Here is a 23,062-nt window from a genome sequence, read left to right on the forward strand (position 1 = left end):
GGTCTGTTCCCACGGGGAGCGACCTGCCCATTTTTTTGTCTGCCTGAACCACGCGCGTCACGTCACGGCCTTCAGTCGAGTGCCCGTTGGCGGCAGGGCCGTCATCCTCGACCCGTGAATCCATTAGCCCACGAATCATTTAGCCGGCTCGATTGCTGGGCATGACCTGGCGCCCGGACTACACTCGGTCGCCGGATGATCGAATCCACCAAGGGGAGACAACAATGAAAAACCTGATGAAACGCATCGCCGCCGCGGCGCTCTGCCTGCCGCTGCTCGGCGGGTTCGGCCTGGCTCAAGCGGCCGATCGAGTCGAACTCGAGCATGACGACATGACCCTGCTCGGGAACTTGGAAATGGCGCCCGGCAGCTCGGTCGAGGACGGCGTGGTGCTCATGGTGCACGGCACGCTCGCCCACGGCGAGATGGAGATCATGCGCAGCATGCAGGAATTGCTGCGGGACGCCGGCTACAACTCGCTGGCCATCAACCTGAGCCTCGGCCAGGACGCCCGTGAAGGCATGTACGACTGCGATTCCACCCATCGTCACAAGCACGAGGATGCCGTCGACGAGATCGCCGCCTGGGTCGAGTGGCTCAAGGGCGAGGGCGCCGAGCGGCTGGCCGTGATGGGTCACTCGCGTGGCGGCAACCAGGTGGCTCGCTACCTCGCCGACCAGGCCGACCCGATGGTCGAGAAGGCCGTGCTGCTCGCACCGCAGACCTGGTCCGAGGGCTACTACGCCAAGGACTACCAGGCGAACTACGACACCGAGCTCGGCCCGCTGCTGGAGAAGGCCGAGGCCCTGGTCGACGAGGGCAAGGGCGACGAGATCATGGAGATGGACTTCATCTACTGCCCGGACACCCGTGCCGCCGCCTCGAGCGTGGTCAGCTACTACCGCGAGGACCCGCGGATGAACACGCCCACCGTGCTGGGTGAAACCTCGATCGAGACCCTGGTCGTGGTCGCCGGCGCCGATGACACGGTCACCGACCTCGAGGAGAAGATGGGAGAGCGGGTCGAGGACGATCACATCGAGATGACGGTCGTCTCCGGTGCGGATCACATGTTCCGTGACCTGTTCCTCTACGACGCGGCCGATGCCGCCACCGCGTTCATCGGTTGGCAGTAAGCCGAGGTTGAACCGGCCTGACCGGGCCGGGTGGAGACAAAAAAGGCGGGCCCGGACGGGTCCGCCTTTCTCGTTTATTCGTCCATGTGTCAGCGCTCGGCCAGTTCCATGATCGACTCGACGATGTCGCTCATGGTGACGATGCCGACCAGCGTGTCGCCCCGAAGCACGATCACCCGTCGGATCGACTGGGAGACCATCAGGCGCGCGGCGTACTTGATCTCCATGCCCTCGGGCACCGAAATGGCCGGCTTGCTCATCACGTCATAGACGTTGGCGAGATCGATGTCGCCTTCCTCGGCGACGATGGTCCGCAGGATCGAGGTGTAGGTCAGGATCCCGTAGGCGTCGTGCTCGTGGGCCTTCTCGACCACCAGGGATTTCACCTGCCGTTGGCGCATCTGGCGCAGGGCATCGCGCAGGGTGGCCAGCGGCGAGATGGTCGCCACCTCGCGGACCATGACGTCACCGACGAGTCGGGGGCGGGTTTCAGAGGTCATCTTTCAGGTTCTCCTGGAATCGTTCTACCTGCCGGTTCTCGATGCCGGCGATGTGCTCCAGCGGCAGGGTGAACACCACGCCGCGCGAGTGTTCGGTCAGCTCGAGTTCCCGGGTCAGCGCCTTCATCACCTTGAGCGACAGCGAGCGTTCGAGCACGAACAGCAGCACCGACTGGCTGCCCTCGTAGGTCAGGCCGAAGAAGGTCTTCTTCTCCTCGGCGCCGATGCCGCGCGCATCGAGCAGGGTAACCCCGCCGGCACCGGCGGCCTTGGCCACCTCGATGGCCTTCTCCTCCATGTCCTCGGCGAGAATGGCGACCAGTACGGAAAATCTCATCGCGGTTCGTCCTCTTTAAGTCGATGTGTCGTTCGGTGGCCGGCGCGTGGGCCGGTTTGCCAGCCAGCGGTTGGCAAGCTCGGCGAATATGGCGTAGCCGAGCACGGTCACGATCGGGAAGATCGAGGCAAAGGCGATCAGGCCAAAGCCGTCCATCAGCGCATTACGCCCCTCGATCTGGGTGGCCAGTCCGATGCCCAGCGCCGTGACCAGCGGCACGGTTACCTCCGAGGTGGTCACCCCGCCCAGATCATAGGCTAGGGCGATGATGTAGCGTGGCGCCAGTAATGTCAGCAGGATCACCAGCGCGTAGCCGCCGATCACGTAATAGTGGATCGAGTCGCCGGCCAGTATGCGGTGCACGCCGATCGTGATGCCGATGGCCACCCCGACGGCGACCAACAGCCGGATCACCGAGGCACGGACCTGGCCCTGCGCAGCGTCCTCGGCTTGGTCGCCGATGGCGATCAATGCCGGTTCGGCCATGGTGGTGGCAAAGCCGATGGCGAAGGCGAACAGATACAGGAAGATCACGTTGTCGCGGGCGATCAACTGGTCGGCCATGCGCTCACCGATCGGGAACAGGCCCAGCTTGAGGCCGACGACAAAGGCGTACAGTCCCAAAATGACCAGCAGAAAGCCGATTATCACGCGTTTGAGATGCGGGATGCGTTGGCGGAGGATCGCGAGCTGGAAGAACAGCACGGCGGCGATGATCGGCAGCACGTCGCGCAGCGTGATCAGCAAGCCCGTGAGGATGCCCATCGGGTCGAGATTGGCCTGCTTGGCATCGGCTTGCCCGGCCAGATCCAGCGAGTCGGCGCCCGGATCGACACCGACGATCTCGAACACGTAGATGCCGTAGGCCTGCACCGTGATCATCGGCACCATCACGGCAAGTGCCACCAGGCCGAAGCCGTCGGAGAGCACGTTGCGGCCACTGATCGAGGCGGCCAGCCCCATGCCCAGCGCGGCGATCAGGGGCACGGTCACGATATTGGTGGTCACGCCGCCCGAGTCGTAGGCCAGCCCGACGATCTCGGGTGGGGCGAACCAGGTGACGCTGACCACGGTGATGTAGCCGCCGATCATGAACCAGTGGATCGGCCAGCCGAGCAGGGTGCGTAGCACCCCCAGGGCCACCACCAGACCCACGGAAGTGGCGATGATCAGTCGCAGGGTCAGGGCATCGATGTGTCCCTGGCTGATGGTCTGTGCCTGCTCGGCCACCGCGATCAGGGCCGGCTCGGCGATCACCGCCGCAAAACCGAAGGCAAAGCCGAAGCCCAGAAGCAGGGGCAGGGAGCCGCGCCGGGCAAAGGCGTTCGACAGGCTCTTGCCGATCGGAAAGATGCCCATCTCCAGGCCCTGGAGGAACAGGGCCACGCCGATGACCACAACCCCTAAACCGATCAGGATGCCGGTCAGCCCCTCGGGCACGGACTGGAGCACGAACAGCTGGAAAGCGGCGACCACCAGCACGATCGGCAGCAGGTTGCGGCCGGCGTGCAGCAGGGTGTGCCAGAACATCGTGAGCTCGCGCAAAACCGTGACTGCTCCTCAGGGTGGTCAAGGTTGCCGTGACAGGTGCGGGGAGCCTGCCATGACGTTTTCGACGACTGATGGTACCTTCAAACCAACGCCATTGCCGACCGAAGGAGCGCCCCATGGCCGAGTCCTGCCCCATCCTGATTGCCAGTGACCTCTCCGATGCCAGCGAGGTCGCGGTCACCCGTGCCATGCAACTGGCCGCCCGCCGAGGCTGTCCCTTGACCGCATTGCACGTCATCCAGGAGGAACCGCTGTGGTGGGTGATCAAGAGCCGGGACCTCGACCCGGACGACCTGCGTGCCGAACTGTTGCGCGAGGCCCTGGCCGGGTTGCAGTCGCAACTCAAGGACGCGGCGGAGGAGCTGGCCATCGAACCGCCCGAGTCGGACGTCCAGGCGCGTCTGGGCAAGCCGGCTGCGGTGACCAGCGAGATGGCGATGTCCATGGAGGCGAGCCTGATCGTGGTGGGGGCGCACGGTCGTCACGCGGTGCGCGACTGGTTCATCGGCACCACCGCGGAGAAGGTGGTGCGGGCCGGCAACGTGCCGGTACTGGTCGCCCGGGTCGAGCCCACCCACAGCTACCAGAAGGTCGTGGTGGCGGTGGACTTCTCCGAGTCCAGCCGGGCGGCCCTGACCGCGGCATTGGCCTGGGCGCCGCGGGCGCAGTTCACCCTGGTGCATGCCTACGAGACCTGGTTCGAGACGTACCTCGATGTGGGCACCTACGAGCGCCTGCGCGAAGAGGAGGAAGAAACGTTGCGGGATCGACTGCGCGAATTTGCCCACGAGGTGGGTGTGAGCAGCGACCACGAGCCCGACTACCGCATCATCGCCGGCCACCCCGGTACCGCCGTGGTCGATGCCGCGGTGAATGCCCACGCCGACCTGACCGTCTGTGGCACGCAGGGCGAAACCGGCCTGCGTCACCTGCTGCTTGGCAGCGTCGCCCAGCACATCCTGCGCGAATCGAAGGGCGACGTGCTGACCGTGCGCGCCGGCGGCACGACGGGCTGATCGGTGGCCCAATCGGTGCGCAATGGGTAGCCCAATCGGTAGTTAAGGCACTCGATACCTGTGGGATTTCCTTTACAACGGCCGGGTCGGGTGCTTGATTTGACCGATGCCCGCCCACCCGTCGACGAGGAATCCCCATGCTGATCTACAGCCACCCGGTCTGCTGGAAGCACGTAAACGAGAACGACGTCATGCTGCCGCACCCGGAGCGTCCCGAACGTCTGGATGCCGTGATGGCGGCCATCGACCGCTTTCCGGCCGATCGGCACACGCGGGTCGAGGCCCCGTTGGGCGACAAGAGCGACTACGAGCTCGCCCATGACCCGCGCTACGTCGAGGCGATCTTCAGCCAGGCGCCGACTGCCGGCGATTTCCAGGCGTTGCGGGTCGACGGCGATACCTCGCTCAACGAGTACACCATCGAGGCCAGTCGGCGGGTGGTGGGGGCGGCCAAGGCCGCGGTCGATGCCGTGTTGCCGGGGCCCGAGCGCCGGGCCTTTCTCGCCACCCGCCCGCCGGGCCACCATGCCGGGCCCTGCCAGCCGCGCGGCTTTTGCGTGTTCAACAACGTCTCGATCGCGGCCTACTACGCCATCCGCCACCATGGCCTCGAGCGGGTGGCGATCGTCGATTTCGACGTACACCACGGCGACGGCACCGAGGAGATCGTGGCCAACAGCGACGCGGTGCGCTTCTTCTCGATCTTCCAGCACCCCTACTACCCGTACGCGGGAATCCCGCCGATCGCCGACAACTGCTTCCCGATTGGCCTGCCCAACATGACCGATGGCAAGGCGTTCCGCAAAGGCGTGCGCGACTCGGTCTGGTTCGAGACGCTGCGCGAGTTCCGCCCGCAACTGCTGCTGTTCTCCGCGGGCTTTGATGCGCACAAGAACGACCCGCTGGGCGGCTGGATCCTCGAGGACGAGGACTTTGCCTGGATCACCCGCGAGGTGATTGCCGCGGCCGGCGGGGCGGATCTGCCGGTGGTGTCCTTGCTCGAGGGCGGCTATGACCTGGAGGGGCTGGAGGACTCGGTGCTCGCCCACCTCAAGGCCCTGGACGGGGATGCCGGCTGAGCCGATCGCACTCGAGCAACTCGAGGCCGAGATACGCGCCTGCCGGCTGTGCGAGGCCGAGCTGCCGCTCGGGCCGCGGCCGGTGTTCATCGCCCGCCGCGAGGCCCGCCTGCTGATCGCCGCGCAGGCCCCGGGGCGGCGCGTGCACGAGACCGGCCTGCCGTTCAACGACCCCAGCGGCGACCGGCTGCGCGACTGGCTCGGGATCGACCGCGAGACCTTCTATCACCACCCGGCGATCGCCATCGTGCCGATGGGCTTCTGCTTTCCCGGCTCGGGGCGGGGCGGGGACCTGCCGCCGCGACCCGAGTGCGCCCCGGCCTGGCGCCGGCCGTTGCTGGCGGCCATGCCGGAGGTGGAAACCACGGTCGTGATCGGCCGCTACGCACTGGCCTGGCACCTGGAGCTCAAGGGCGGTCAGCGGCTGACCGACGTCGTCGCCGACTGGCGCCGGCTTGCCCCGACACATTTTCCGCTGCCGCATCCCAGTCCGCGCAACAATCGCTGGCTACGCAACAACCCCTGGTTCGAGGCCGAGGTGGTCCCGGCCCTGCGCGAGCGGGTCGCGCGGCTGCTCGAGCCCGGGTGAGATGTACCGGCTGAGAATCCCGGGTGACAAGCCCGGGTGATCAACCCTCTTCGCGGAACTTGAGACCTACCTGGGTGATCGTCGGGCCGTCCATCTCGCGCACGGTCAGGCTGACGCGATCGAGATCCACCGAATCGCCCACGACCGGCGGGTTGCGCAACAGCGACTTGATCGCCTCGTCGAGGGTCGCCTCCTGCAACGCCTCGGGCGGTTGGATGCCGTAGACCTGGGCGAGATCGGCAATCCGCGCCCCGCCGCGCAGGGAGAAGGCACCGAAGAAGGTCTGCTCGGCGAGTGCCGCCTTCTTGCGCCGTTCGCCGGTGAAGAAGCGGTTGAGGTCGTTGATCATGTCTTCGGGGATGATGGTCAGCACGATATCGCCGGCCTGGAAGCGAAAGCCGCGCTCGGCCTTGCGCAACGCGAGGTTACGCACCACGCCGGCGACCGTGACCGACTCGCCGAACGGTAGCCGGTCAAGGCCGGCGCCGTCACCGTCCGTGTGCTCGCCGACCACGAACTGCACCATCTCCAGGCGCGGTTCGATCGGCAGGTTGAGATCGGCGCGCTGGCGTGGCTCGGCCAGCGGCGGCACCTCGACCTTGAGCAGGCGGGCGGCCAGCGGAACGGTGCTGCCCTGGATCAAGAGCGAGGTGATCACCACCACGTAGGCGATCTCGAAGAAACGCTCGGCATCGGGAATGCCGTAGATCATCGGGAATAGCGCCAGCACGATCGGCACCGCGCCGCGCAGGCCCACCCAGGCGATGAAGGTGGTCTCCCGCCAGTTGAAGTGAAACGGCCACAGTCCAATCCAGATCGCGATCGGTCGCGCGACCAGGAGCAGGGCGAAGGCAAGGATCAGCGCCGGCACGATCTGGTCGAGCACCGCCGTGGGCGTGACCAGCAGCCCCAGGATCAGGAACATGCCCGCCTGCGCGAGCCAGGCCAGCCCGTCCATGATGCGTAGCACGTGGAAGGTGCCGCGGTTGCGTGCCGTGCCGATCACCAGCCCGGTGAGATAGACGCCGAGAAACCCGCTGCCGCCGAGCTCGTTGATCAGCGCGAACGACAGCAAGCCCCCCGAGGCAATCAGCAGCGCGTAGAGCCCCTCGGCCAGTTCAATGCGCCGCAGCACCTCGCGTAGCAGGAAACCGAAGGCGACACCCAGCACCGCGCCGATGCCGAACTGCTGGACCAGGAAGACCAGGATCCACGGGTCGAGCAGGGATTGGCCGGCCGAGATCACCTCGAGCAGGGTGATGGTGAGGAAGATCGCCATCGGGTCGTTGATGCCCGACTCGATCTCGAGCGTCGAACCGACCCGTTCGTTCAGCCGCGTGCCGCTGCCCTTCAACAACGAGAAGACCGCGGCCGCATCGGTCGAGCCGATGATCGCCCCCATCAGCAGGCCGTAGTACCAGTCGAAGCCCATCAGCCAGGTGGCCAGCGCCCCCATGGCGCCGGCGGTAATCATCACGCCGACGGTCGCCAGGGACAGGGCGGGCTTGAGCGCGACGCGGAAGGTGCGGATATGGGTGCGCAGGCCGCCGTCGAGCAGGATGATGGCCAGCGCAAGGTTGCCGATCAGGAAGGCGGTTTCGAAGTCGTCGAACTGCACGCCGCCGATGCCGTCCTGGCCGGCGAGCATGCCCACCCCGAGAAAGATTAGCAGCAGCGGGAAGCCGAACCGCGACGAGGCCATGCCGGCGAGGATGCTGGTGAACAGCAGCAGGGCGCCGAGCAGGATAAACGAGTTGGTCGCGTCCATGGCCTCGAATCCGGCGTGGGTGGGTGACCCTCAACTATACGCGAGGCCTTCGGCCGAGCGGATGCGGTCCGGCGATAGAGTGGGGGGGGGGCGGTGCCCCGCCGGTGAGGCGAGGGCGGGATCAGCTCGCGGTGGCGAGAAAGGCCGGCGGCGGGAGAAAGGCCCGGACGGTGGCCGGCGCGGCCGGTTGCGGTGCTGCCGGCTGGGGGAAGCGGGCGTCGATCTCGCGACGCACCGCGGCCTGTTCGGGCAACAGCGGCAGGTGGCCGCCGGCGAGCATTTCGACGGCATCCGACAGGCCCAGTCGTTCCAGGTGCTGGGCGGGGGCCTCGAGGAAGGTCTCCAGGTCCAGCCCGGTGGTCGACAGTCGGCAGGCGCGGAAGATGTTGGCCCAGAAATCGATCACGTCGTCGTGGTAGGTCTGCATGGCGGTGCTCCTTTCGTTGACTGCCTACAAACTAGGCATGTCCAGATAGTATGCACACAATTTGGACGTGTCAACAAACTCGCGTCATTTTTATTGACATACCGTCGGGTGGGCGGAGAATGGGCAGCATGACTACCGAGACGCCCCTTATTACTGATCCGGCCATCGACGACCTCAAGTGGGACCTGCGCCAGCGTCTCAAGCTGCTCGAATGCACCCTGCTGCTCAACGGCTGGGTACGCACCCAGGCCCTGACCGAGACCTTCGGTATCAGCCGCGCGCAGGCCTCCAAGGACTTCGCCGTCTACCAGGCGCTCGCCCCGGACAACCTCGTCTACAACCGCTCGCAGAAGTATTACGAGCCGGGCGAGCACTTCGCCGCGCGGCTGTTGTCCGGTCGGACCTCGGAGTTGCTTGACGTGCTGGGCGCCTTGCCGGGGGCGGATCGGCCGGTGGTCGCGCTGGCGGCGGCCGGGCCGAACGTGGAGTTGCTGCGCCCGCTCGAGCGCGAGCTGGATCTCGATATCCTGCGGGCGGTTTCGGCGGCGGCCAGCAACGGGCATCGCTTGCGGGTGGACTACCAGTCCATGCGTCGCCCCGAGCCGCGCCCGATCGAGCTCTCGCCCCACACGCTGGTGTTCAGCGGCTTTCGCTGGCACCTGCGGGCCTTCAGCCACGAGCACGAGGAATATCGCGACTTCGTGCTGGCGCGGATGGCGAACGCCGAATCGCTGCCGGATCGACCGGGCGCACCGCGCGATGCGGATGGCGACTGGTTCGAGGAGGTGGACTTGCGGGTAGGGGTGCACCCGGAGCTGCCCGCGGCCCAGCAGGCGGTGATCGCCGCGGATTACGGCATGGTCGACGGCGAGCGGCAGGTGAGCGTGCGCCGGGCGTTGCTGCCCTACCTGCTGCGCCTGATGCAGATCGAACCCGAGCGCGAACACCCCGACCCATTGATCCAGCAGATTTGCCTGCTCAACCCCGAGGTGGCGCACCGCAAGGGCTGGGACTGACGCACGGGGCTGCTCTTAGCGCGGGCCGATCCGCTGGCAGCGGTTGCCGCCCTGGGCCTTGGCGTGCTGCAGGGCCTCGAGTGCGTGGCGGTAGGCCTCCTCGGAGGTCTGGCCGACCTCCAGTTCGGTCACGCCGCAGGACAGCGTGAGCGACAGGCTCTTGGCGCCATGGCGCAATCGGGTGCGCATCACGCGCGCCCGGATCGCTTCGGCCAGTTCCATGGCCGCATCCCCGTCCTGTTCCTTCAAGAGGATGGCGAACTCGTCGATGCCGATGCGGGCGAAGTAGTCGCTGTAGTGGATCATCCGCGAGATCGTCTGCACCAGCACGATCAGGATCTTGTCGGCGGTCTGCTGACCGTCGCTCTTGACGATCGTCTTGAGGTGGTCGATGTCGACGAACAGCATCGAGATCGGCGGGCGGCCCGGACGCAGTCGCGCCAGCTCCATGCGCAGCTGCTGCTCGAAGGCAAAGGCGTTGGGCAGGGCGGTGAGCATGCAGCGATTGCGGTCCGCGCATTTCTCCTTGAGCTTGTTCTCGTGCATCTGCGCACGCTTGATCACCGTGGTCAGGTAGCCGCGCAGGCGCAGGTTCTGGCTCTCGAACTCGGCCAGTCGCCGGCCCTCGGTCTCGTGGAATTCGCGTACCTTGCCGTGCAGCTGCTCGATCTGGTCGCGCACCGTCTGCTTGATGGTCTCGATGTCCTCGGCCTGCTCGATCTCCTTCTTGAGCTTGCCGACGGTGCGCCCGAGCATGTTGTCGAAGCGCCGGAGCTTGCCGCGGCGCTCCTCGGCCTGCTTGCCCTGGTGGAAGGCGTCCTCCTCGATCTTCTGCACCGATGACTTGATCTCGTCGAGGAACAGGGTGAGCTCGGTCTTCTCCTGCTCGATCATCTGGCGCATCTCGTTGATCAGCGCCACGGTGCGATCGATCAGCAGGCTGGGGTGGGCATCGAACTGGTGGGCGGCGATCGCCTCGAGCAGCTGGCGCCGATGGCTCTCCAGCGGCCCGATAAAGGCGATGCCCTCGAGCATCTGCGGGATGAACTCGCGCACGAACAGCTTGCGCTGGTACTCGGCGCGCGAGTTGTCGGGCCGCTCCTGGGCGTCGTCGCTGGCTGGCTCGTGGCCGCTTTCCAGCTTGCGCAGCTGCTCGGAGAGCTGCTCGATGTCCACCTGCAGGCGGTCGAGCGGAAAGTCGGCATCGGCCTGGCGGCTGACGTGGCTGCGGATGCGATTGCACAGCGGCACGAGGCTCGGGTAGGCCTTCTCCACCGCGATCAGCGTGCGACTGACGGTCAGCTTGAACAGCTTGACCAGGCGCAGGTCGTGGTCCTCCAGGCGGGTGAATTCCCGGAGCATGCGCTCGTAGCTCTTGCGGTAGAAGTCGCCAGACTCCGCCATGTCATGTCCCCGGAAAATCGTGCCCGCTGGTCATCGATAGCTCGACGAACCGTTTTTCGCGCCAATTTACCCCAGTATGACACCCGGAATAAAGCAGGAAAGTCGATTGCCCCCATGGCCCGTCATGCTGCGGCTTCAAGCGGACCTGCGGGGCTTTTCGTCGGCGGCCGGCTGGCGCATGATGGACGGGTCACGTCGATCCCCGGACAAGGAGCCCGAAACATGTCCCCGATCCGCCGCCGCTGGATGATTCGGATGGCCGCCATCGCCCTGGTGGTGGGCTTTGTCGGCTGGTGGGCCTACCAGCAGCTGACGGTGGTCGAGGATCACCCCGGTCTTGCCAGCGGCAACGGGCGGATCGAGGCGGTCGAGATCGATATCGCGGCCAAGGTGCCGGGGCGCGTCGAATCGATCCGGGTCGAGGAGGGCGAGTTCGTCACCACCGGTCAGCCGGTCGCGACTCTGGACACCAGCACGCTCGAGGCCGAGCTCCATCAGGCGCAGGCGCACCTGCGCCAGGCGAGCAGCGACGTGGTAACCGCCGGCAGCCAGGTGATCCTGCGCGAGGCGGAACGAGCCGCGGCCGAATCCCTGCTGGCCCAGCGGCAGGCCGAGCTGGATATCGCCGAGAAACGCCTGGCGCGCACCTCGCAGCTGGTCAAGAGTGGCTCGGTCTCCCGCCAGGAGGTGGACAACGACGAGGCCCGGGTGAAGGGCGCGGCGGCCGCGGTCAGTGCCGCGCGGGCCCAGATCGCCGCGGCCGATGCGGCGATTGCGACCGCGCGGGCACAGGTGGTCGGGGCCGAGGAGGCCGTCGCCGCGGCACGGGCGACCATCGAGCGCATCGAGGCCGACATCGCCGACAGTACCCTGTATGCCCCGCGAGACGGACGCATCCAGTACCTGGTTGCCCAGTCGGGTGAGGTGGTCGGTGCCGGCGGCCGGGTGATGAACATGATCGACCTCAAGGACGTCTACATGACGTTCTTCCTGCCCACCGACGTGGTCGGCCGGATTGCCATCGGCGCCGAGGCCCGGCTGGTGATCGACGCCGCCCCGCAGTACGTCATTCCCGCCCGCATCTCGTTCATCAGCGACGTGGCGCAGTTCACCCCCAAGACGGTCGAGACCCGCGAGGAGCGCCAGAAGCTGATGTTCCGCGTGCGCGCCCGCCTGCCGGTCGAATTGCTCGAGCGTTACATCGTGCAGGTCAAGACCGGCCTGCCGGGCGTGGCCTGGGTACGCTACGACGACGATCAGCCCTGGCCCGAGCACCTGGCGGTACGGGTGCCTGAGTGATGACGGATGCCGCGCCGGTCGCCCGCCTGCGCGGGGTCGGGTTGCGCTACGGCGAGACGGTGGCGCTCGACGGGATCGACCTCGACATCCCCGCCGGGCAGATGGTCGGCCTGATCGGGCCGGATGGTGTGGGCAAGTCCAGCCTGCTCGCGCTGGTCGCCGGGGCCCGCGCGATCCAGTCCGGGACGATCGAGGTGCTCGGTGGCGACATCGGGCGGGCGCGCTTTCGTGGGCAGGTCAGCCCGCGCATCGCCTACATGCCGCAGGGGCTGGGTCGCAACCTCTACCCCACGTTATCGGTGTTCGAGAACGTCGATTTCTTCGGCGGCCTGTTCGGGCACGCCCGGGCCGAGCGCCGGCGACGGATCGACGAGTTGCTGCAGGCCACCGGCCTGGCCCCGTTCGCCGACCGGCCGGTGGGCAAGCTCTCCGGCGGCATGAAGCAGAAGCTGGGGCTGTGCTGTGCGCTGATCCACTCACCGGACCTGCTGATCCTCGACGAGCCGACCACCGGCGTCGACCCGCTCTCGCGTCGCCAGTTCTGGCGCCTGATCGAGCGCATCCGCGCCGAGCACGACGGCATGAGTGTGCTGGTGGCCACGGCCTACATGGAGGAGGCCGAGCGTTTCGATTGCCTGGTGGCGATGAATGCCGGTCGGGTGCTGGCGACGGGCGAGCCGGCGACGCTGCTCGAGCGCACCGGGCAGGAGACGCTCGAGTCGGCCTTCATCTCGCTGCTGCCGGCGGCCGAGCAACATGAGCATCGACCGGTCGACCACAGCGCGCACCCGGATGCCCGAACCGCCCCGGTGGCGATCGAGGCGAGGGGCCTGACCAAGCGCTTCGGCACCTTCACCGCGGTCGAGGACGTCAGCTTCTCCATTCCGCGCGGCGAGATCTTCGGTTTCGTCGGCTCGAACGGCTGCGGCAAGACCACCACCATGAAGATGCTCACCGGTCTCCTGCCGGCAAGCGACGGCGAGGCAAGACTTCTCGGCCATCCCCTCGATCCGCACGACCTGGCCACCCGCCACCGGGTCGGCTACATGACCCAGGGCTTTTCGCTCTACGGCGAGCTGAGCGTCCGCCAGAACCTCGAACTGCATGCCCGGCTGTTTGGCCTCGATCGATCGGCCCTCGACGCGCGGGTCGCCGCGGTGGCGAGCCGTTTCGGCCTCGACCGCGTGATGGACGCGTTGCCGGATGAACTGCCCCTGGGCGAGCGCCAGCGATTGTCGCTGGCCGTGGCACTGGTACACGAGCCCGAGATCCTGATCCTCGACGAGCCGACCTCCGGCGTCGATCCGATCGCCCGCGATGCCTTCTGGCGCATCCTGATCGAGCTGGCCCGCGAGGAGCAGGTCACCATCTTCATCTCGACGCACTTCATGAACGAGGCCGAGCGCTGCGATCGGCTCTCGCTGATGCACGCCGGGCGGGTGCTGGTCACCGGCACGCCCGAGGAGGTGATCGCCTCGCGCGGCGCGGCCGACCTCGAGGCCGCGTTCATCGACTACCTCGAGGGCGCCGCCGAGAACGAGGAACCCACAGTGCGGCGTAACCGGGAAACCCGCGGCAGCGGCGAGCGCCCGGCGGAACTCGCGGGCAGGCGGTCGCCCCCCCGCCACGGCGTGTTCAGTGCGCGGCGCCTGGCCGCCTACGCCCACCGGGAAGGGCGAGAGCTCACGCGCGACCCGATCCGCCTGACACTGGCCGCGCTGGGCACGGTGCTGCTGATGCTGGTGCTGGGCTACGGCATGAACATGGACGTCGACGACCTGACCTTCGCGGTGCTCGATCGCGACAACACCACCGTCAGCCGGGATTACGTCGCCGGCCTGTCCGGCTCGCGGTACTTCATCGAGCACCCGCCGGTGGCAAGCTACGCGGAACTCGACCGGCGCATGCGCTCGGGCGAACTGGGGCTGGTGATCGAGATCCCGCCCGGCTTTGCGCGCGACATCGCCCGGGGCACGCCGGTCGAGGTGGGCGCCTGGGTGGATGGCGCCATGCCCACCCGCGCGGAGACCCTGGCCGGCTACGCCCAGGGCATGCACCAGCACTGGCTGGCCATGCGGGCGCGCGAGTCGGTGGGGGAGGCGGCGCTGGCCGGCGCGGCGTCCATCGAGACACGCTTTCGCTACAACCCCGACGTGAAAAGCCTGCCGGCGATGGTGCCGGCGATGATCCCGCTGCTGCTGATGCTGATCCCCGCGATCCTCAGCGCCTTGTCCGTGGTGCGCGAGAAGGAGCTGGGGTCGATCGTGAACTTCTACGTCACCCCGGTCACGCGCCTGGAATTCCTCCTGGGCAAGCAGTTGCCCTACGTCGTGCTGGCGATGGGCAATTACCTGTTGCTGGTCGCCCTGGCGGTGGTCGTCTTCGGCGTGCCCATCACCGGCAGCTTCCTCGCCCTGAGCCTGGCCGCGGTGCTGTACGTGTTCGCCTCGACCGCGCTGGGGCTGTTGATCTCGACGTTCGTGAAAAGCCAGCTGGCGGCGATCTTCGGCACGTCGATCCTCACCATGATCCCCTCGACGCAGTACTCGGGGCTGATCGACCCGGTCACGGCGCTCGAAGGGATGGGCGCGTTGATCGGGCAGGTCTTCCCGGCCACGCATTTCGTGACCATCGCGCGCGGGACGTTCTCCAAGGCGCTGGGCTTCGAGGACCTGGCCGGGGCGTTCCTGCCCCTGCTGCTGGCCGGTCCGGTGCTGATCGCGATCGCCACCCTGCTGCTCAGGCGACAGGAGCGTTAGGATGATCGCGCGCAACATCTGGTATCTGGGGCTCAAGGAGTTCCGCAGCCTGTGGCGGGACACCATCATGCTGGTGCTGATCGTGTTCGCCTTCTCGCTGGCGATCTACACGGCGGCCACCGCCATGCCCGAGACGCTCAACAAGGCCCCGATCGCGATTGTCGACGAGGACCGCTCGCCGCTGTCGCTGCGCATCGCCGATGCCTTCTACCCGCCGTCGTTCCTGCCGCCGCGCTTTATCTCCGCTGTCGAGATGGACCAGCGCATGGACGCCGGACTCGACACCTTCGCCCTGCATATCCCGTCCGGCTTCCAGCGCGACGTGCTTGCCGGCCGGAGCCCGGCGATCCAGTTGAACGTCGATGCCACCCGCATGAGCCAGGCGTTCGTCGGCAGCGGCCATATCCAGGCGATCGTGCAGGGCGAGATCGATGCCTTTCTCGCCGGCTACCGCGAGGCGCCGTCCCCGCCGGTCGAGCTGGTCTGGCGGGCGCGGTTCAACCCCGAGCTGCAGGTCGCCCGGTTCGGTGCCGTGATGGAGCTGATCAACAACATCACCATGCTCGCGATCGTGCTCACCGGCGCGGCGCTGCTGCGCGAGCGCGAGCACGGCACGGTCGAGCACCTGCTGGTGATGCCGGTCACGCCGTTCGAGATCATGGCGAGCAAGATCTGGTCGATGTCGGTGGTCGTGCTGCTCGCCGCGACCTTTTCGTTGACCGTGGTGGTCCAGGGACTGCTGGCCATCCCGATCCAGGGCTCGGTGGGGCTGTTCCTGGCCGGCGCGTTGCTGCACCTGTTCGCCACCACCTCGCTGGGGATCTTTCTCGCCACCATCGCCCGATCGATGCCGCAGTTCGGGCTGCTGATCCTGCTGGTACTGCTGCCGCTGCAGATCCTCTCCGGCGGCATGACCCCGGCCGAAAGCCTGCCCGACTGGGTGCACCTGCTGATGCAGGCGGCCCCGACCCTGCACTTCGTCGCCATGGCGCAGGCGGTGCTCTACCGCGGCGCGGGCTTCGAGGTGGTCTGGCCGCAATTCCTCGCGCTGGCCGCGATCGGCGGGGTGCTGTTCACGCTGTCGCTGGCGCGTTTTCGGCGCATGCTCGCCGAAGTGGGCTAAGCGACTACGACGCGGGCGATGTGAGTTCGACCAGGCATTGCCAGACACGCCGGCGCAGTACCGGGTGGCCGCGATCGAGTCGACGGATCAGGCTGATCTTCTCGGCGAGATAGGTGGGCGCGAACTCGGGATCGTGGCGGGCGATCGACCGCACGTTGTGCCAGACATCGGCGTACTTGATGGTCTGCGCGCGGGGTTCGGCGCGGGCGACGTGGTCGTGGTCGATCCGCTTGCGGGCCGCGCGATCGCCGTCGTCCGTAGAGGAGGGGTTGGTCAGCGAAAGCACCATGCGCACCACCGAGCTGGGCATCTCGCGGTCGAGATCGGCGGCGGTCACGGGTGTGTCTTCGACCACGTCATGGAGCAGGGCGGTGGCGAGCACGAGCGGGTCGCCGTGGAAGGGGCGGACCGTCTGCGCGACGGCGACCGGGTGGGTGACGAACGGCTCGTGGGTGTAGCGACGCACCTGGCCCGCGTGCGCCTCGATCGCGATCGCCAGCGCGCGGCGCACCACGTGCGAGGGGTGTTGTGCGAAGTGGTGGGCATCAGCTGGGGTCATGGCGGCGCGACGATCGTGAAGCGGTTCCGGGAGAGGGGCGCGTGGCGCGACAAGTGTGCCCGCCCAACCCGCTGCGCTCAAGTGGCTGGCCCGCTTGCGGGCCGGCGTGCCTCAGAAACGGTGCCACGATGGATTGCGCGGCTGGTTGGTCGTATCGTGGGTGCCAGGCATATACGCCCCAACACAACCAGCGAGTGTCACCATGCCCGTATCCCGCCACCTCCCTCAGCGATTTCTTTCCGCCCTGAGCCGCCCGCTGGCCGCCCTGCTGTTGGCCTTCGGGCTGGGTGCGGTCACCCCGGTGGTCGCCGCCGATGCCGCTGACTCGACGATGGCCATCTACGAGGAGGTCCGCTTCGTCGACCACCTCGCCGACCTGCCCGCGGATCTCGCCTGGATGCAAAAGCACGACAAGCCGATGATGCTGTTCTTCCACGCGAGCTACTGCGGCTACTGCCAGAAGATCGACGACGAATTCCTGATCCCGATGCGGCTCGACCCGGACTACCAGGGGCGCCTGATCATCCGTCGCGTGCAGATCGACTCCGACGATCGCTTCATCGGCGTCGACGGCGAGTGGAAGGAGCCGGCGGCGTTTGCCGACCAGCTCGACGTGCGCGGCGTGCCCTACGTGCTGTTCTTCTCCCCCGACGGCGAGCGGATCGGCGAGATCACCGGCGCCGCGCCGGCGTTCTACAACCACTATCTGGAACGCAACATCGATCGCGCGGAACGCTGCGCCAAGGACATGGGCCCGGCCGAATGCCGCGAGTTCATCGATCGGCCGGGGCTGCAATAGGTCCTGGTCGAGTAGTCGCCCCCTGACGCTCGTTGCAGGCGGGGTGTCGTCTGACTGGTTTCGGCGATGACGGGCATTCCGATGGCCTTCCGTCGCGTTTCCGGTTTAGCCCCTGCTGGATTGTGCCTCGCAGCATCCCTGACTGCTTTGGATCGGCGGGCACGGCACGGTGCCGTATGAGCAGAATACGCAGCAGTCGCCTGGCTTCGGCCGCAGCAAGGCCTGACACCCGTCACATTCGTAGAACCACTGACAGGCATCGGTGGGCATGGTCTCGGTTTGCGAGTGCCGGCATTCGGGACACTTGATTGTCGAGTTGTAAGACAACGGGTCGTTGGGCATCACTTGTTCCTTTTATCGTCTTATCGTCGGCGTTTTCTTGGCGGTGGGGCTGAGCTGATCGGCTTGGGTTTTGTCGGCACGCCTTATCCGCGATGATCCGGCGTCTGATGCTCGGCATGCACGGGAGGGTGCCTTCTCCCTGCCTTTCGCAGGAAAACCCACTCTGCCGCCGCGATCGCAATCATCGTGGCCATCGCCGCGCCGATGACAAACGGATCCGTGTTGAGTTTTACCCAGACGAAGCCCAACAGGGCGAGCAGGTTCAGAACGATGGCCGTCGCGGGTATCCACGCCCGCGCATCCACTTCTGTCCTGAGATAACGGAGCACACCCCACTGGATGGCGATGTCCATGATCAGGTAAAAAACGATGCCCAGGGCAGCGATGCGGGAGAGGTCGAAGAAAGCCGTCAAGAAGATACCGAGGACGACGGTGTAGACCAGTGTGTGCTTCTGGATGCTGCCCGGCATGCCGAAATGTCGGTGAGGCACCAGTTCCATCTCGGTCAGCATGGCCAGCATGCGGGAGACGGCGAAGATGCTGGCGAGGATGCCGCCTGCGGTGGCCGTCATCGCAAGGATGACCGTGAACCACACGCCGTATTCGCCCAGCGCCGGTCGGGCTGCCGCCGCCAGAGAATAGTCTCTCGTTTCTATGATCTCGGCCAATGACAGATTGCTGGCGACGGCATAACCAACCAGGGAGTAGATGACGACACAGGCGGCGATGGAAATGACGATGGCGCGACTGACATTTCGATGGGGATTGTTTACCTCGGAGCCGCTATTGGTAATCGTGGTGAATCCCTTGAAGGCCAGGATGCCCAGCGCGGTGGCGCCGAGAAAATTGCCGAGGGTTCCGGCGTCCCCGGTGCTGGAAAAATCAACGGTGATGCTGTCAGCAACCCAGATACCGGCGAGACCGAACAAGAAAATGCCTCCGATCTTGAGAATGCCGATGAGCGAGGCAACTCCCTGAATGAGGCGATTGCCCAAGAGGTTGATCACGAAGGCAGCGATGATGAGTGACACACCCAGAACAGGCACCAAAAGGCCGGATTCATCCCCACCAAAGGGTTGCACCGAATACGAGCCGAAGGTCCGTGCAAGGAAGGCTTGAGCGATTACCATCGAGAAATACATCAACAAGGCGTTGAACGCAGTTGGCAAGCGGTTTCCATAGGCCTTGTGGAGATACATCCCAATGCCGCCGGCAGACGGCCAGGTGTTCGAGATTTTTATGTAGGAATAGGCGCTGAAGCCCACGATGACCGCCGCCGATAGGAAGGCCAAGGGAAACAGTACGCCGGTCATCTCGGCCATTTGCCCCGTCAAGGCAAAGATGCCGGCACCGATCATGACCCCGGTCCCCAGCATCACTGCTCCCGGCAGGGTCAGGCTCCCCTCTTGATAGCGGCTCGTGCGGTCGTTCGCTTTGTTCATCCTGCTCCCCTCTGTAGACATCAGGAGTTGATCGTCACGGCCTCGTCGTGTCGGTCATCCGATAGAAAACTCCGGGTTGACGAGGTCGAGAGCGGTCACGTCATAGCGCAGATGTCGGTGCTCGTTAACGGACAACGGCCCCCATCCTGAAACGGGAGCCTTGCTCATGCTTCTCCAGGACACGGTTGCGTGGTGGTCAGAACCACATGCGTACGCCGGCGACCAGTCGAAGATCCTCAGTGTCTTGGCCTTCCGCTCGGGCCAGGTCGGCGGTGTCTCCCAGTTGCTTCTTCCAGCTCACCCCGATGTAGGGGGCGAACTCGCGTTGGATTTCGTAGCGAAGCCGCAGTCCGGCCTTTACGTGGTTCACACCCTGGCCGACGCCGAACTCTTCGACCTCCTGGAAGGCGAAAGATGTCCCGATGCGCGGCTGCAGGACCAGTCGCTGGGTGAGCAGGAAGTCGTACTCGGCCTCAAAGTCGACCGAGGCGTCGCCGTCTTCACTGATCCGCAGGCTGGTATCGATTTCGAACCAGTAGGGCGCCAGGCCCTCCAGGCCCACCACGGCGAAGCCGCGGTCGTGGTTGGGGCCGGGGCCGTATTCGAGCTGGTAGCCGACACCGGCCTGCACGGACCAGTAGGGGGCGATCAGGCGGCCGTAGAGTAGATCGAGGGCCTCGATCTCACCACCGTCTCCACCGGAGACGACGTGTTCCCCCTCGCCCTTGATCACCAGCCGGTTGGTATCGCCGCCGTACCAACCCTTGAACTCCCAGTCGACGCTGTCCTCGTCGTCCCCGGCAGCGTACTCCAGCCGGTCGAACAACAGCATCCCGGTCTGCATGTCGGGGACGGGGGAATCCCATCCCTGTTCGCGGGCGTAGTCACCTCGTCCGTCGGCCATGGCAAGCGCTGGTGTCAGTGCCAGCACGCAGGCGGTCGCCAGCCATCGACTCGGGTGCTTGATCGTCTGAATGGTCATTGGTCAGTTCCTCCCGGTATTCAGGCTACGGACACGACACGGAACATGCCGGCGTCCATGTGATAGAGCAGATGGCAGTGAAAGGCCCAGTCGCCCTTGTGTTCCGGGGTGATCTGCGCGGAGACCATCTCGCCGGGCTTGAGCGACAGGGTGTGTTTGCGCGGCCGGTACTTGCCATGACGGTTTTCCAGCTCCATCCACATGCCGTGGAGGTGAATCGGGTGATCCATCATGGTGTCGTTGACCAGGATCAGGCGCAGCCGTTCGTTGTGGTGGAAGCGGATCGGGCCGTCGACTTCGGAGAACTTTTTGCCGTCGAACGACCACATGTACCGCTCCATGTTGCCGGTCAGGTGAAGTTCGATTTCTCGCTCCGGTTCACGCTGATCCGGCCAAGGGGCGCGTGCCCGCAGGTCGTCGTAGACCAGCACCTTGTGGTCCTCGGTACTCTCGAGCCCGATGCCCGGATCGCTCATGCGATTCTGCGGATTGCTGGCGACCATGGCCGCGCCCGGGCCGTGATCATCGTGGCCGTGGCTGATCTTTCGGCCGGCAAGGGGCCATTCGGAAGGTTCGTCCTCGGCCATGTTCATGCCGCCGGAGTGATCGTCATTCATGGCCTGACTGCCGCCGCTCATGTCGTGGCCGGCATGCGGGTCGCTAGCGTCGGCTGCCATCTCCACGCCGCCATTCATGTCACCCGACATGTCGTTCCGGCCCATGTCCATGTCGCCGTGGCCCATGTTCATATCCATGTCTCCATGGTCCATGCCCATCGACTCCATGCCGCGCTCGGGCATGGGGCGACGCTCGGGGATCTCGCCGCGTGCGCCCTCTCTGGTCGCCAGGGTGGCGGCGGCATACCCGCTGCGATCCATGGCCTCGGCGAAGATGGTGTAGGCGCGATCCTCGTTCGGCTCGACGATCACGTCGTAGGTCTCGGCAACACCAATACGGAACTCGTCGACCGGCACGGGCTCGATGTCCTGTCCGTCGGCCTGCACCACGGTCATCTTCAATCCCGGGATGCGCACATCGAAGAAGCTCATCGCCGAGCCGTTGATGACCCGCAGCCGCACCTTTTCCCCGGGCTTGAACAGGGCGGTCCAGTTGTCCGCGGGTGAACGCCCGTTGAGCAGGTAGGTGTAGGTGCTGCCGGTCACGTCGAGCAGGTCGCGCGAACTCATGCGCATCTCGCCCCACATCGCCCGCTCGCGCATGGTCTGCTCCCAGCCCTTGGCCTTGATGTCGTCGAGCAGGTCCTGGACGGTGCGCTTCTGGTAGTTGTAGTAGCCCTCGGCAACCTTGAGCTTGCGGAAGACGTCGTGCGGATCTTCAAAGGTCCAGTCGGAGAGCATGACCACGTAGTCCCGATCGTACGCGTAGGGCTCCGGCTCGGCTGGGTCGACCACCAGCGGGCCATAGTGGCCGAGCTGTTCCTGGAGCCCCGAATGGCTGTGGTACCAGTAGGTGCCGCTCTGGCGCACCGGGTAGCGGTACTCGAAGGTCTCGCCGGGCTTGATGCCGGGGAAGGTCACGCCCGGCACGCCGTCCATCTCGAACGGCAGCAGGATGCCGTGCCAGTGGATCGAGGTGTCCTCGTCGAGGTTGTTGGTCACCAGGATGCGCACGTCGCGACCTTCCTTGAGGCGGATCAGGGGCGCGGGCACGGTGCCGTTGACCGTGATCGGGTGCGCGTCCTTGCCATCGATAGGCATTGGCGTGCGGTCGATGGTCAGCCGGAAGATGTCGGTGTTGCCGTCGACCTCCTTCTCGGCCTCGAGGTTGCCGCTGCGGGGCCAGGCGAGGGCCGGCTGGAGGGCGCCTACGCCGTAGAGGGCGGCCAGAACGCTCATGGATGTGGCGCTGCGCAAGAACCGGCGGCGGGACAGCCCGTCGGCGGTGAGGATGTCGTTGGACTTCATGGGATCTCCTCCGATTGCGTCGAGAAGGACGGTTTAAGGGGGTACGGCGTTTTACTGGCCCGGTGCCACGTCGATGTGGCCTTTCATGCCGGCCTCGAGGTGGCCGGGCAGCAGGCAGGCAAATTCGACCTGTCCGGGCTGCGTGAATCGCCAGACGAGATCGCCCGATTCGCCGGCGTCGAGCTGGATCATGTTTGGCTCGTCGTGGGCCATGCCCGGGTGCTCTCGCATTTCTTCGGCGTGGGCCTTAAGGTCCTCGATCGATCCGATGACCATCTCATGGGGTTGATTGCCGGTGTTGCTGACGCGGAAACGCACTGTTTCGCCGGCTTTCACTTCGATCGACGACGGCTCGAATCGCATCCGGTCGTCCATCTTCACCACGATGTGGCGATCGACGTTGGTCATCTGCCCCGGCTCGCCGGTGACCGTGCCTGCACCCCCATGACCGCCGGAGTGTTGACCTGCGCCGAGGGCCGCGAAGGGAAGCAGGAGCGAGGCGATTACTGCGTGTTTCGTTGCCATGGATCTGTTCCTCTTAGTGTCGGCATTGCCTGCCGTGACGTGCCTGTTTCGATACCCATGACCTTACGCAGCCGGGCTGTCATGGACCTGACGGCGGAATTACGGTTTTGTCATCTACGTGCGTACGCGTCAGGGCCTCTCCCGAGGTGGCCAGGGCAGCGAGTGGTTGGTTCGAAGAGAGAGGGGGCGGTCGAGGTTGTCGGTATTGGTGCAGCCGCCCCGGAAGGCAATGGCCCCGACCAGGGCAGTCGGGGCGGGAGGGATTCAGTCGAGTTCGTCCTTCATGCGTTCATAGGTTTCCTTGTCGATTTCGCCCCGAGCGTAACGGCGATCGAGAATCTCCCGGGGAGACGGCTCTCCCGAGGAACGGCCTTGTCGCGAGAGGGCGACGATCAGCCAGGCGATCACTGCGATCAGCAGTATCCAGACGATCCACATGAAGCCTCCGCCAAATCCCATGGTGTGATCCCATCCCATTTTCTTT

22 protein-coding genes are annotated in these 23,062 nt (G+C 65.9%); 9 read left to right on the forward strand and 13 right to left on the reverse strand.

Features of this window, described 5'->3' with window-relative positions:
- Positions 1-236 precede the first annotated feature (236 nt).
- Positions 237-1,136, forward strand: coding sequence for an alpha/beta fold hydrolase (locus FAZ79_RS02355; RefSeq protein WP_169303534.1), 900 nt, complete (start codon positions 237-239; stop codon positions 1,134-1,136).
- 89 nt (positions 1,137-1,225) lie between these two features.
- On the opposite strand, the gene FAZ79_RS02360 is transcribed toward FAZ79_RS02355, so the two are convergent.
- Genes FAZ79_RS02360 through FAZ79_RS02370 form a run of 3 tightly spaced genes read right to left on the reverse strand, consistent with a single transcriptional unit; the run spans position 1,226 to position 3,503 of the window.
- Positions 1,226-1,636: a CBS domain-containing protein gene (locus tag FAZ79_RS02360; RefSeq protein ID WP_136866307.1), complete on the reverse strand. Its 411-nt coding sequence runs from the start codon at positions 1,634-1,636 to the stop codon at positions 1,226-1,228.
- Complete coding sequence (locus tag FAZ79_RS02365; RefSeq protein ID WP_136866308.1) at positions 1,626-1,973, reverse strand: transcriptional regulator; 348 nt, start codon at positions 1,971-1,973, stop codon at positions 1,626-1,628. Before FAZ79_RS02365 ends, FAZ79_RS02360 begins: the two co-directional genes overlap by 11 nt.
- Before the next feature lie 15 nt (positions 1,974-1,988).
- Entirely contained in the window at positions 1,989-3,503 is a 1,515-nt protein-coding gene (locus FAZ79_RS02370; protein WP_136866354.1) for a DUF1538 domain-containing protein, read from the reverse strand.
- A 137-nt stretch (positions 3,504-3,640) separates the two neighbouring features.
- Here FAZ79_RS02370 and FAZ79_RS02375 point away from each other — a divergent pair, with 137 nt between their 5' ends.
- The 3 genes from FAZ79_RS02375 (at position 3,641) to FAZ79_RS02385 (ending at position 6,208) form a co-directional block, all read left to right on the forward strand.
- Entirely contained in the window at positions 3,641-4,540 is a 900-nt protein-coding gene (locus tag FAZ79_RS02375; protein WP_169303535.1) for a universal stress protein, read from the forward strand.
- Between the two features lie 137 nt (positions 4,541-4,677).
- Positions 4,678-5,619 (forward strand): histone deacetylase family protein, encoded by a 942-nt coding sequence (locus FAZ79_RS02380; RefSeq protein ID WP_136866310.1) that lies wholly within the window; start codon positions 4,678-4,680, stop codon positions 5,617-5,619.
- On the forward strand, positions 5,609-6,208 hold the full coding sequence (locus tag FAZ79_RS02385) for a uracil-DNA glycosylase family protein (RefSeq protein ID WP_136866311.1): 600 nt from the start codon (positions 5,609-5,611) through the stop codon (positions 6,206-6,208). Before FAZ79_RS02380 ends, FAZ79_RS02385 begins: the two co-directional genes overlap by 11 nt.
- Positions 6,209-6,248: 40 nt before the next feature.
- On the opposite strand, the gene FAZ79_RS02390 is transcribed toward FAZ79_RS02385, so the two are convergent.
- Entirely contained in the window at positions 6,249-7,976 is a 1,728-nt protein-coding gene (locus tag FAZ79_RS02390; protein ID WP_136866312.1) for a potassium/proton antiporter, read from the reverse strand.
- 121 nt (positions 7,977-8,097) lie between these two features.
- Positions 8,098-8,403, reverse strand: a complete 306-nt coding sequence (locus FAZ79_RS02395; protein WP_136866313.1) for a hypothetical protein — start codon at positions 8,401-8,403, stop codon at positions 8,098-8,100.
- 128 nt (positions 8,404-8,531) lie between these two features.
- On the opposite strand from FAZ79_RS02395, the gene FAZ79_RS02400 reads away from it, so the two are divergent.
- On the forward strand, positions 8,532-9,419 hold the full coding sequence (locus FAZ79_RS02400) for a WYL domain-containing protein (protein WP_169303536.1): 888 nt from the start codon (positions 8,532-8,534) through the stop codon (positions 9,417-9,419).
- A 15-nt stretch (positions 9,420-9,434) separates the two neighbouring features.
- On the opposite strand, the gene FAZ79_RS02405 is transcribed toward FAZ79_RS02400, so the two are convergent.
- Positions 9,435-10,823 (reverse strand): GGDEF domain-containing protein, encoded by a 1,389-nt coding sequence (locus tag FAZ79_RS02405; protein WP_136866315.1) that lies wholly within the window; start codon positions 10,821-10,823, stop codon positions 9,435-9,437.
- A 222-nt stretch (positions 10,824-11,045) separates the two neighbouring features.
- Here FAZ79_RS02405 and FAZ79_RS02410 point away from each other — a divergent pair, with 222 nt between their 5' ends.
- Genes FAZ79_RS02410 through FAZ79_RS02420 form a run of 3 tightly spaced genes read left to right on the forward strand, consistent with a single transcriptional unit; the run spans position 11,046 to position 16,004 of the window.
- The gene (locus FAZ79_RS02410; RefSeq protein ID WP_136866316.1) at positions 11,046-12,122 is read left to right on the forward strand and encodes an HlyD family efflux transporter periplasmic adaptor subunit; all 1,077 of its coding nucleotides are present in this window, start codon (positions 11,046-11,048) and stop codon (positions 12,120-12,122) included.
- A complete protein-coding gene (rbbA, locus tag FAZ79_RS02415; RefSeq protein WP_136866317.1) occupies positions 12,122-14,881 on the forward strand; it encodes a ribosome-associated ATPase/putative transporter RbbA in 2,760 nt (919 codons plus the stop codon). The genes FAZ79_RS02410 and rbbA overlap by 1 nt, the downstream gene beginning before the upstream one ends.
- 1 nt (position 14,882) lies before the next feature.
- Positions 14,883-16,004 (forward strand): ABC transporter permease, encoded by a 1,122-nt coding sequence (locus FAZ79_RS02420; RefSeq protein WP_136866318.1) that lies wholly within the window; start codon positions 14,883-14,885, stop codon positions 16,002-16,004.
- A 4-nt stretch (positions 16,005-16,008) separates the two neighbouring features.
- Here the strand turns inward: FAZ79_RS02420 and FAZ79_RS02425 are convergent, their stop codons facing one another.
- Positions 16,009-16,563 (reverse strand): HD domain-containing protein, encoded by a 555-nt coding sequence (locus FAZ79_RS02425; RefSeq protein ID WP_136866319.1) that lies wholly within the window; start codon positions 16,561-16,563, stop codon positions 16,009-16,011.
- Between the two features lie 202 nt (positions 16,564-16,765).
- On the opposite strand from FAZ79_RS02425, the gene FAZ79_RS02430 reads away from it, so the two are divergent.
- Positions 16,766-17,362 (forward strand): thioredoxin family protein, encoded by a 597-nt coding sequence (locus tag FAZ79_RS02430; RefSeq protein WP_136866320.1) that lies wholly within the window; start codon positions 16,766-16,768, stop codon positions 17,360-17,362.
- Between the two features lie 105 nt (positions 17,363-17,467).
- On the opposite strand, the gene FAZ79_RS02435 is transcribed toward FAZ79_RS02430, so the two are convergent.
- From FAZ79_RS02435 to FAZ79_RS02460, 6 genes are all read right to left on the reverse strand, one after another.
- A complete protein-coding gene (locus FAZ79_RS02435; protein WP_136866321.1) occupies positions 17,468-17,704 on the reverse strand; it encodes a GDCCVxC domain-containing (seleno)protein in 237 nt (78 codons plus the stop codon).
- A gap of 83 nt (positions 17,705-17,787) precedes the next feature.
- Positions 17,788-19,146 (reverse strand): APC family permease, encoded by a 1,359-nt coding sequence (locus FAZ79_RS02440; RefSeq protein WP_136866322.1) that lies wholly within the window; start codon positions 19,144-19,146, stop codon positions 17,788-17,790.
- A 196-nt stretch (positions 19,147-19,342) separates the two neighbouring features.
- The gene (locus FAZ79_RS02445) at positions 19,343-20,128 is read right to left on the reverse strand and encodes a copper resistance protein B (protein ID WP_211238777.1); all 786 of its coding nucleotides are present in this window, start codon (positions 20,126-20,128) and stop codon (positions 19,343-19,345) included.
- Positions 20,129-20,148: 20 nt separating this feature from the next.
- Positions 20,149-22,053 (reverse strand): copper resistance system multicopper oxidase, encoded by a 1,905-nt coding sequence (locus FAZ79_RS02450; RefSeq protein ID WP_136866323.1) that lies wholly within the window; start codon positions 22,051-22,053, stop codon positions 20,149-20,151.
- Between the two features lie 51 nt (positions 22,054-22,104).
- Positions 22,105-22,578: a cupredoxin family protein gene (locus FAZ79_RS02455; RefSeq protein WP_136866324.1), complete on the reverse strand. Its 474-nt coding sequence runs from the start codon at positions 22,576-22,578 to the stop codon at positions 22,105-22,107.
- 264 nt (positions 22,579-22,842) lie between these two features.
- Complete coding sequence (locus FAZ79_RS02460) at positions 22,843-23,055, reverse strand: SHOCT domain-containing protein (protein ID WP_136866325.1); 213 nt, start codon at positions 23,053-23,055, stop codon at positions 22,843-22,845.
- Positions 23,056-23,062 lie beyond the last annotated feature (7 nt).

It is taken from the genome of Guyparkeria sp. SB14A (assembly GCF_005096345.1).
Taxonomy (GTDB): domain Bacteria; phylum Pseudomonadota; class Gammaproteobacteria; order Halothiobacillales; family Halothiobacillaceae; genus Guyparkeria; species Guyparkeria hydrothermalis.

Coding starts and splice junctions, on each gene's coding strand:
- FAZ79_RS02400 (WP_169303536.1), top strand. CDS start 8,532: ATGACTACCGAGACGCCCCTTATTACTGATCCGGCCATCGACGACCTC.
- FAZ79_RS02455 (WP_136866324.1), bottom strand. CDS start 22,578: ATGGCAACGAAACACGCAGTAATCGCCTCGCTCCTGCTTCCCTTCGCG.
- FAZ79_RS02410 (WP_136866316.1), top strand. CDS start 11,046: ATGTCCCCGATCCGCCGCCGCTGGATGATTCGGATGGCCGCCATCGCC.
- FAZ79_RS02460 (WP_136866325.1), bottom strand. CDS start 23,055: ATGGGATGGGATCACACCATGGGATTTGGCGGAGGCTTCATGTGGATC.
- FAZ79_RS02370 (WP_136866354.1), bottom strand. CDS start 3,503: ATGTTCTGGCACACCCTGCTGCACGCCGGCCGCAACCTGCTGCCGATC.
- FAZ79_RS02450 (WP_136866323.1), bottom strand. CDS start 22,053: ATGAAGTCCAACGACATCCTCACCGCCGACGGGCTGTCCCGCCGCCGG.
- FAZ79_RS02445 (WP_211238777.1), bottom strand. CDS start 20,128: ATGACCATTCAGACGATCAAGCACCCGAGTCGATGGCTGGCGACCGCC.
- FAZ79_RS02360 (WP_136866307.1), bottom strand. CDS start 1,636: ATGACCTCTGAAACCCGCCCCCGACTCGTCGGTGACGTCATGGTCCGC.
- FAZ79_RS02405 (WP_136866315.1), bottom strand. CDS start 10,823: ATGGCGGAGTCTGGCGACTTCTACCGCAAGAGCTACGAGCGCATGCTC.
- FAZ79_RS02395 (WP_136866313.1), bottom strand. CDS start 8,403: ATGCAGACCTACCACGACGACGTGATCGATTTCTGGGCCAACATCTTC.
- FAZ79_RS02425 (WP_136866319.1), bottom strand. CDS start 16,563: ATGACCCCAGCTGATGCCCACCACTTCGCACAACACCCCTCGCACGTG.
- FAZ79_RS02355 (WP_169303534.1), top strand. CDS start 237: ATGAAACGCATCGCCGCCGCGGCGCTCTGCCTGCCGCTGCTCGGCGGG.
- FAZ79_RS02380 (WP_136866310.1), top strand. CDS start 4,678: ATGCTGATCTACAGCCACCCGGTCTGCTGGAAGCACGTAAACGAGAAC.
- FAZ79_RS02365 (WP_136866308.1), bottom strand. CDS start 1,973: ATGAGATTTTCCGTACTGGTCGCCATTCTCGCCGAGGACATGGAGGAG.
- rbbA (WP_136866317.1), top strand. CDS start 12,122: ATGACGGATGCCGCGCCGGTCGCCCGCCTGCGCGGGGTCGGGTTGCGC.
- FAZ79_RS02375 (WP_169303535.1), top strand. CDS start 3,641: ATGGCCGAGTCCTGCCCCATCCTGATTGCCAGTGACCTCTCCGATGCC.
- FAZ79_RS02385 (WP_136866311.1), top strand. CDS start 5,609: ATGCCGGCTGAGCCGATCGCACTCGAGCAACTCGAGGCCGAGATACGC.
- FAZ79_RS02430 (WP_136866320.1), top strand. CDS start 16,766: ATGCCCGTATCCCGCCACCTCCCTCAGCGATTTCTTTCCGCCCTGAGC.
- FAZ79_RS02390 (WP_136866312.1), bottom strand. CDS start 7,976: ATGGACGCGACCAACTCGTTTATCCTGCTCGGCGCCCTGCTGCTGTTC.
- FAZ79_RS02440 (WP_136866322.1), bottom strand. CDS start 19,146: ATGAACAAAGCGAACGACCGCACGAGCCGCTATCAAGAGGGGAGCCTG.
- FAZ79_RS02420 (WP_136866318.1), top strand. CDS start 14,883: ATGATCGCGCGCAACATCTGGTATCTGGGGCTCAAGGAGTTCCGCAGC.
- FAZ79_RS02435 (WP_136866321.1), bottom strand. CDS start 17,704: ATGCCCAACGACCCGTTGTCTTACAACTCGACAATCAAGTGTCCCGAA.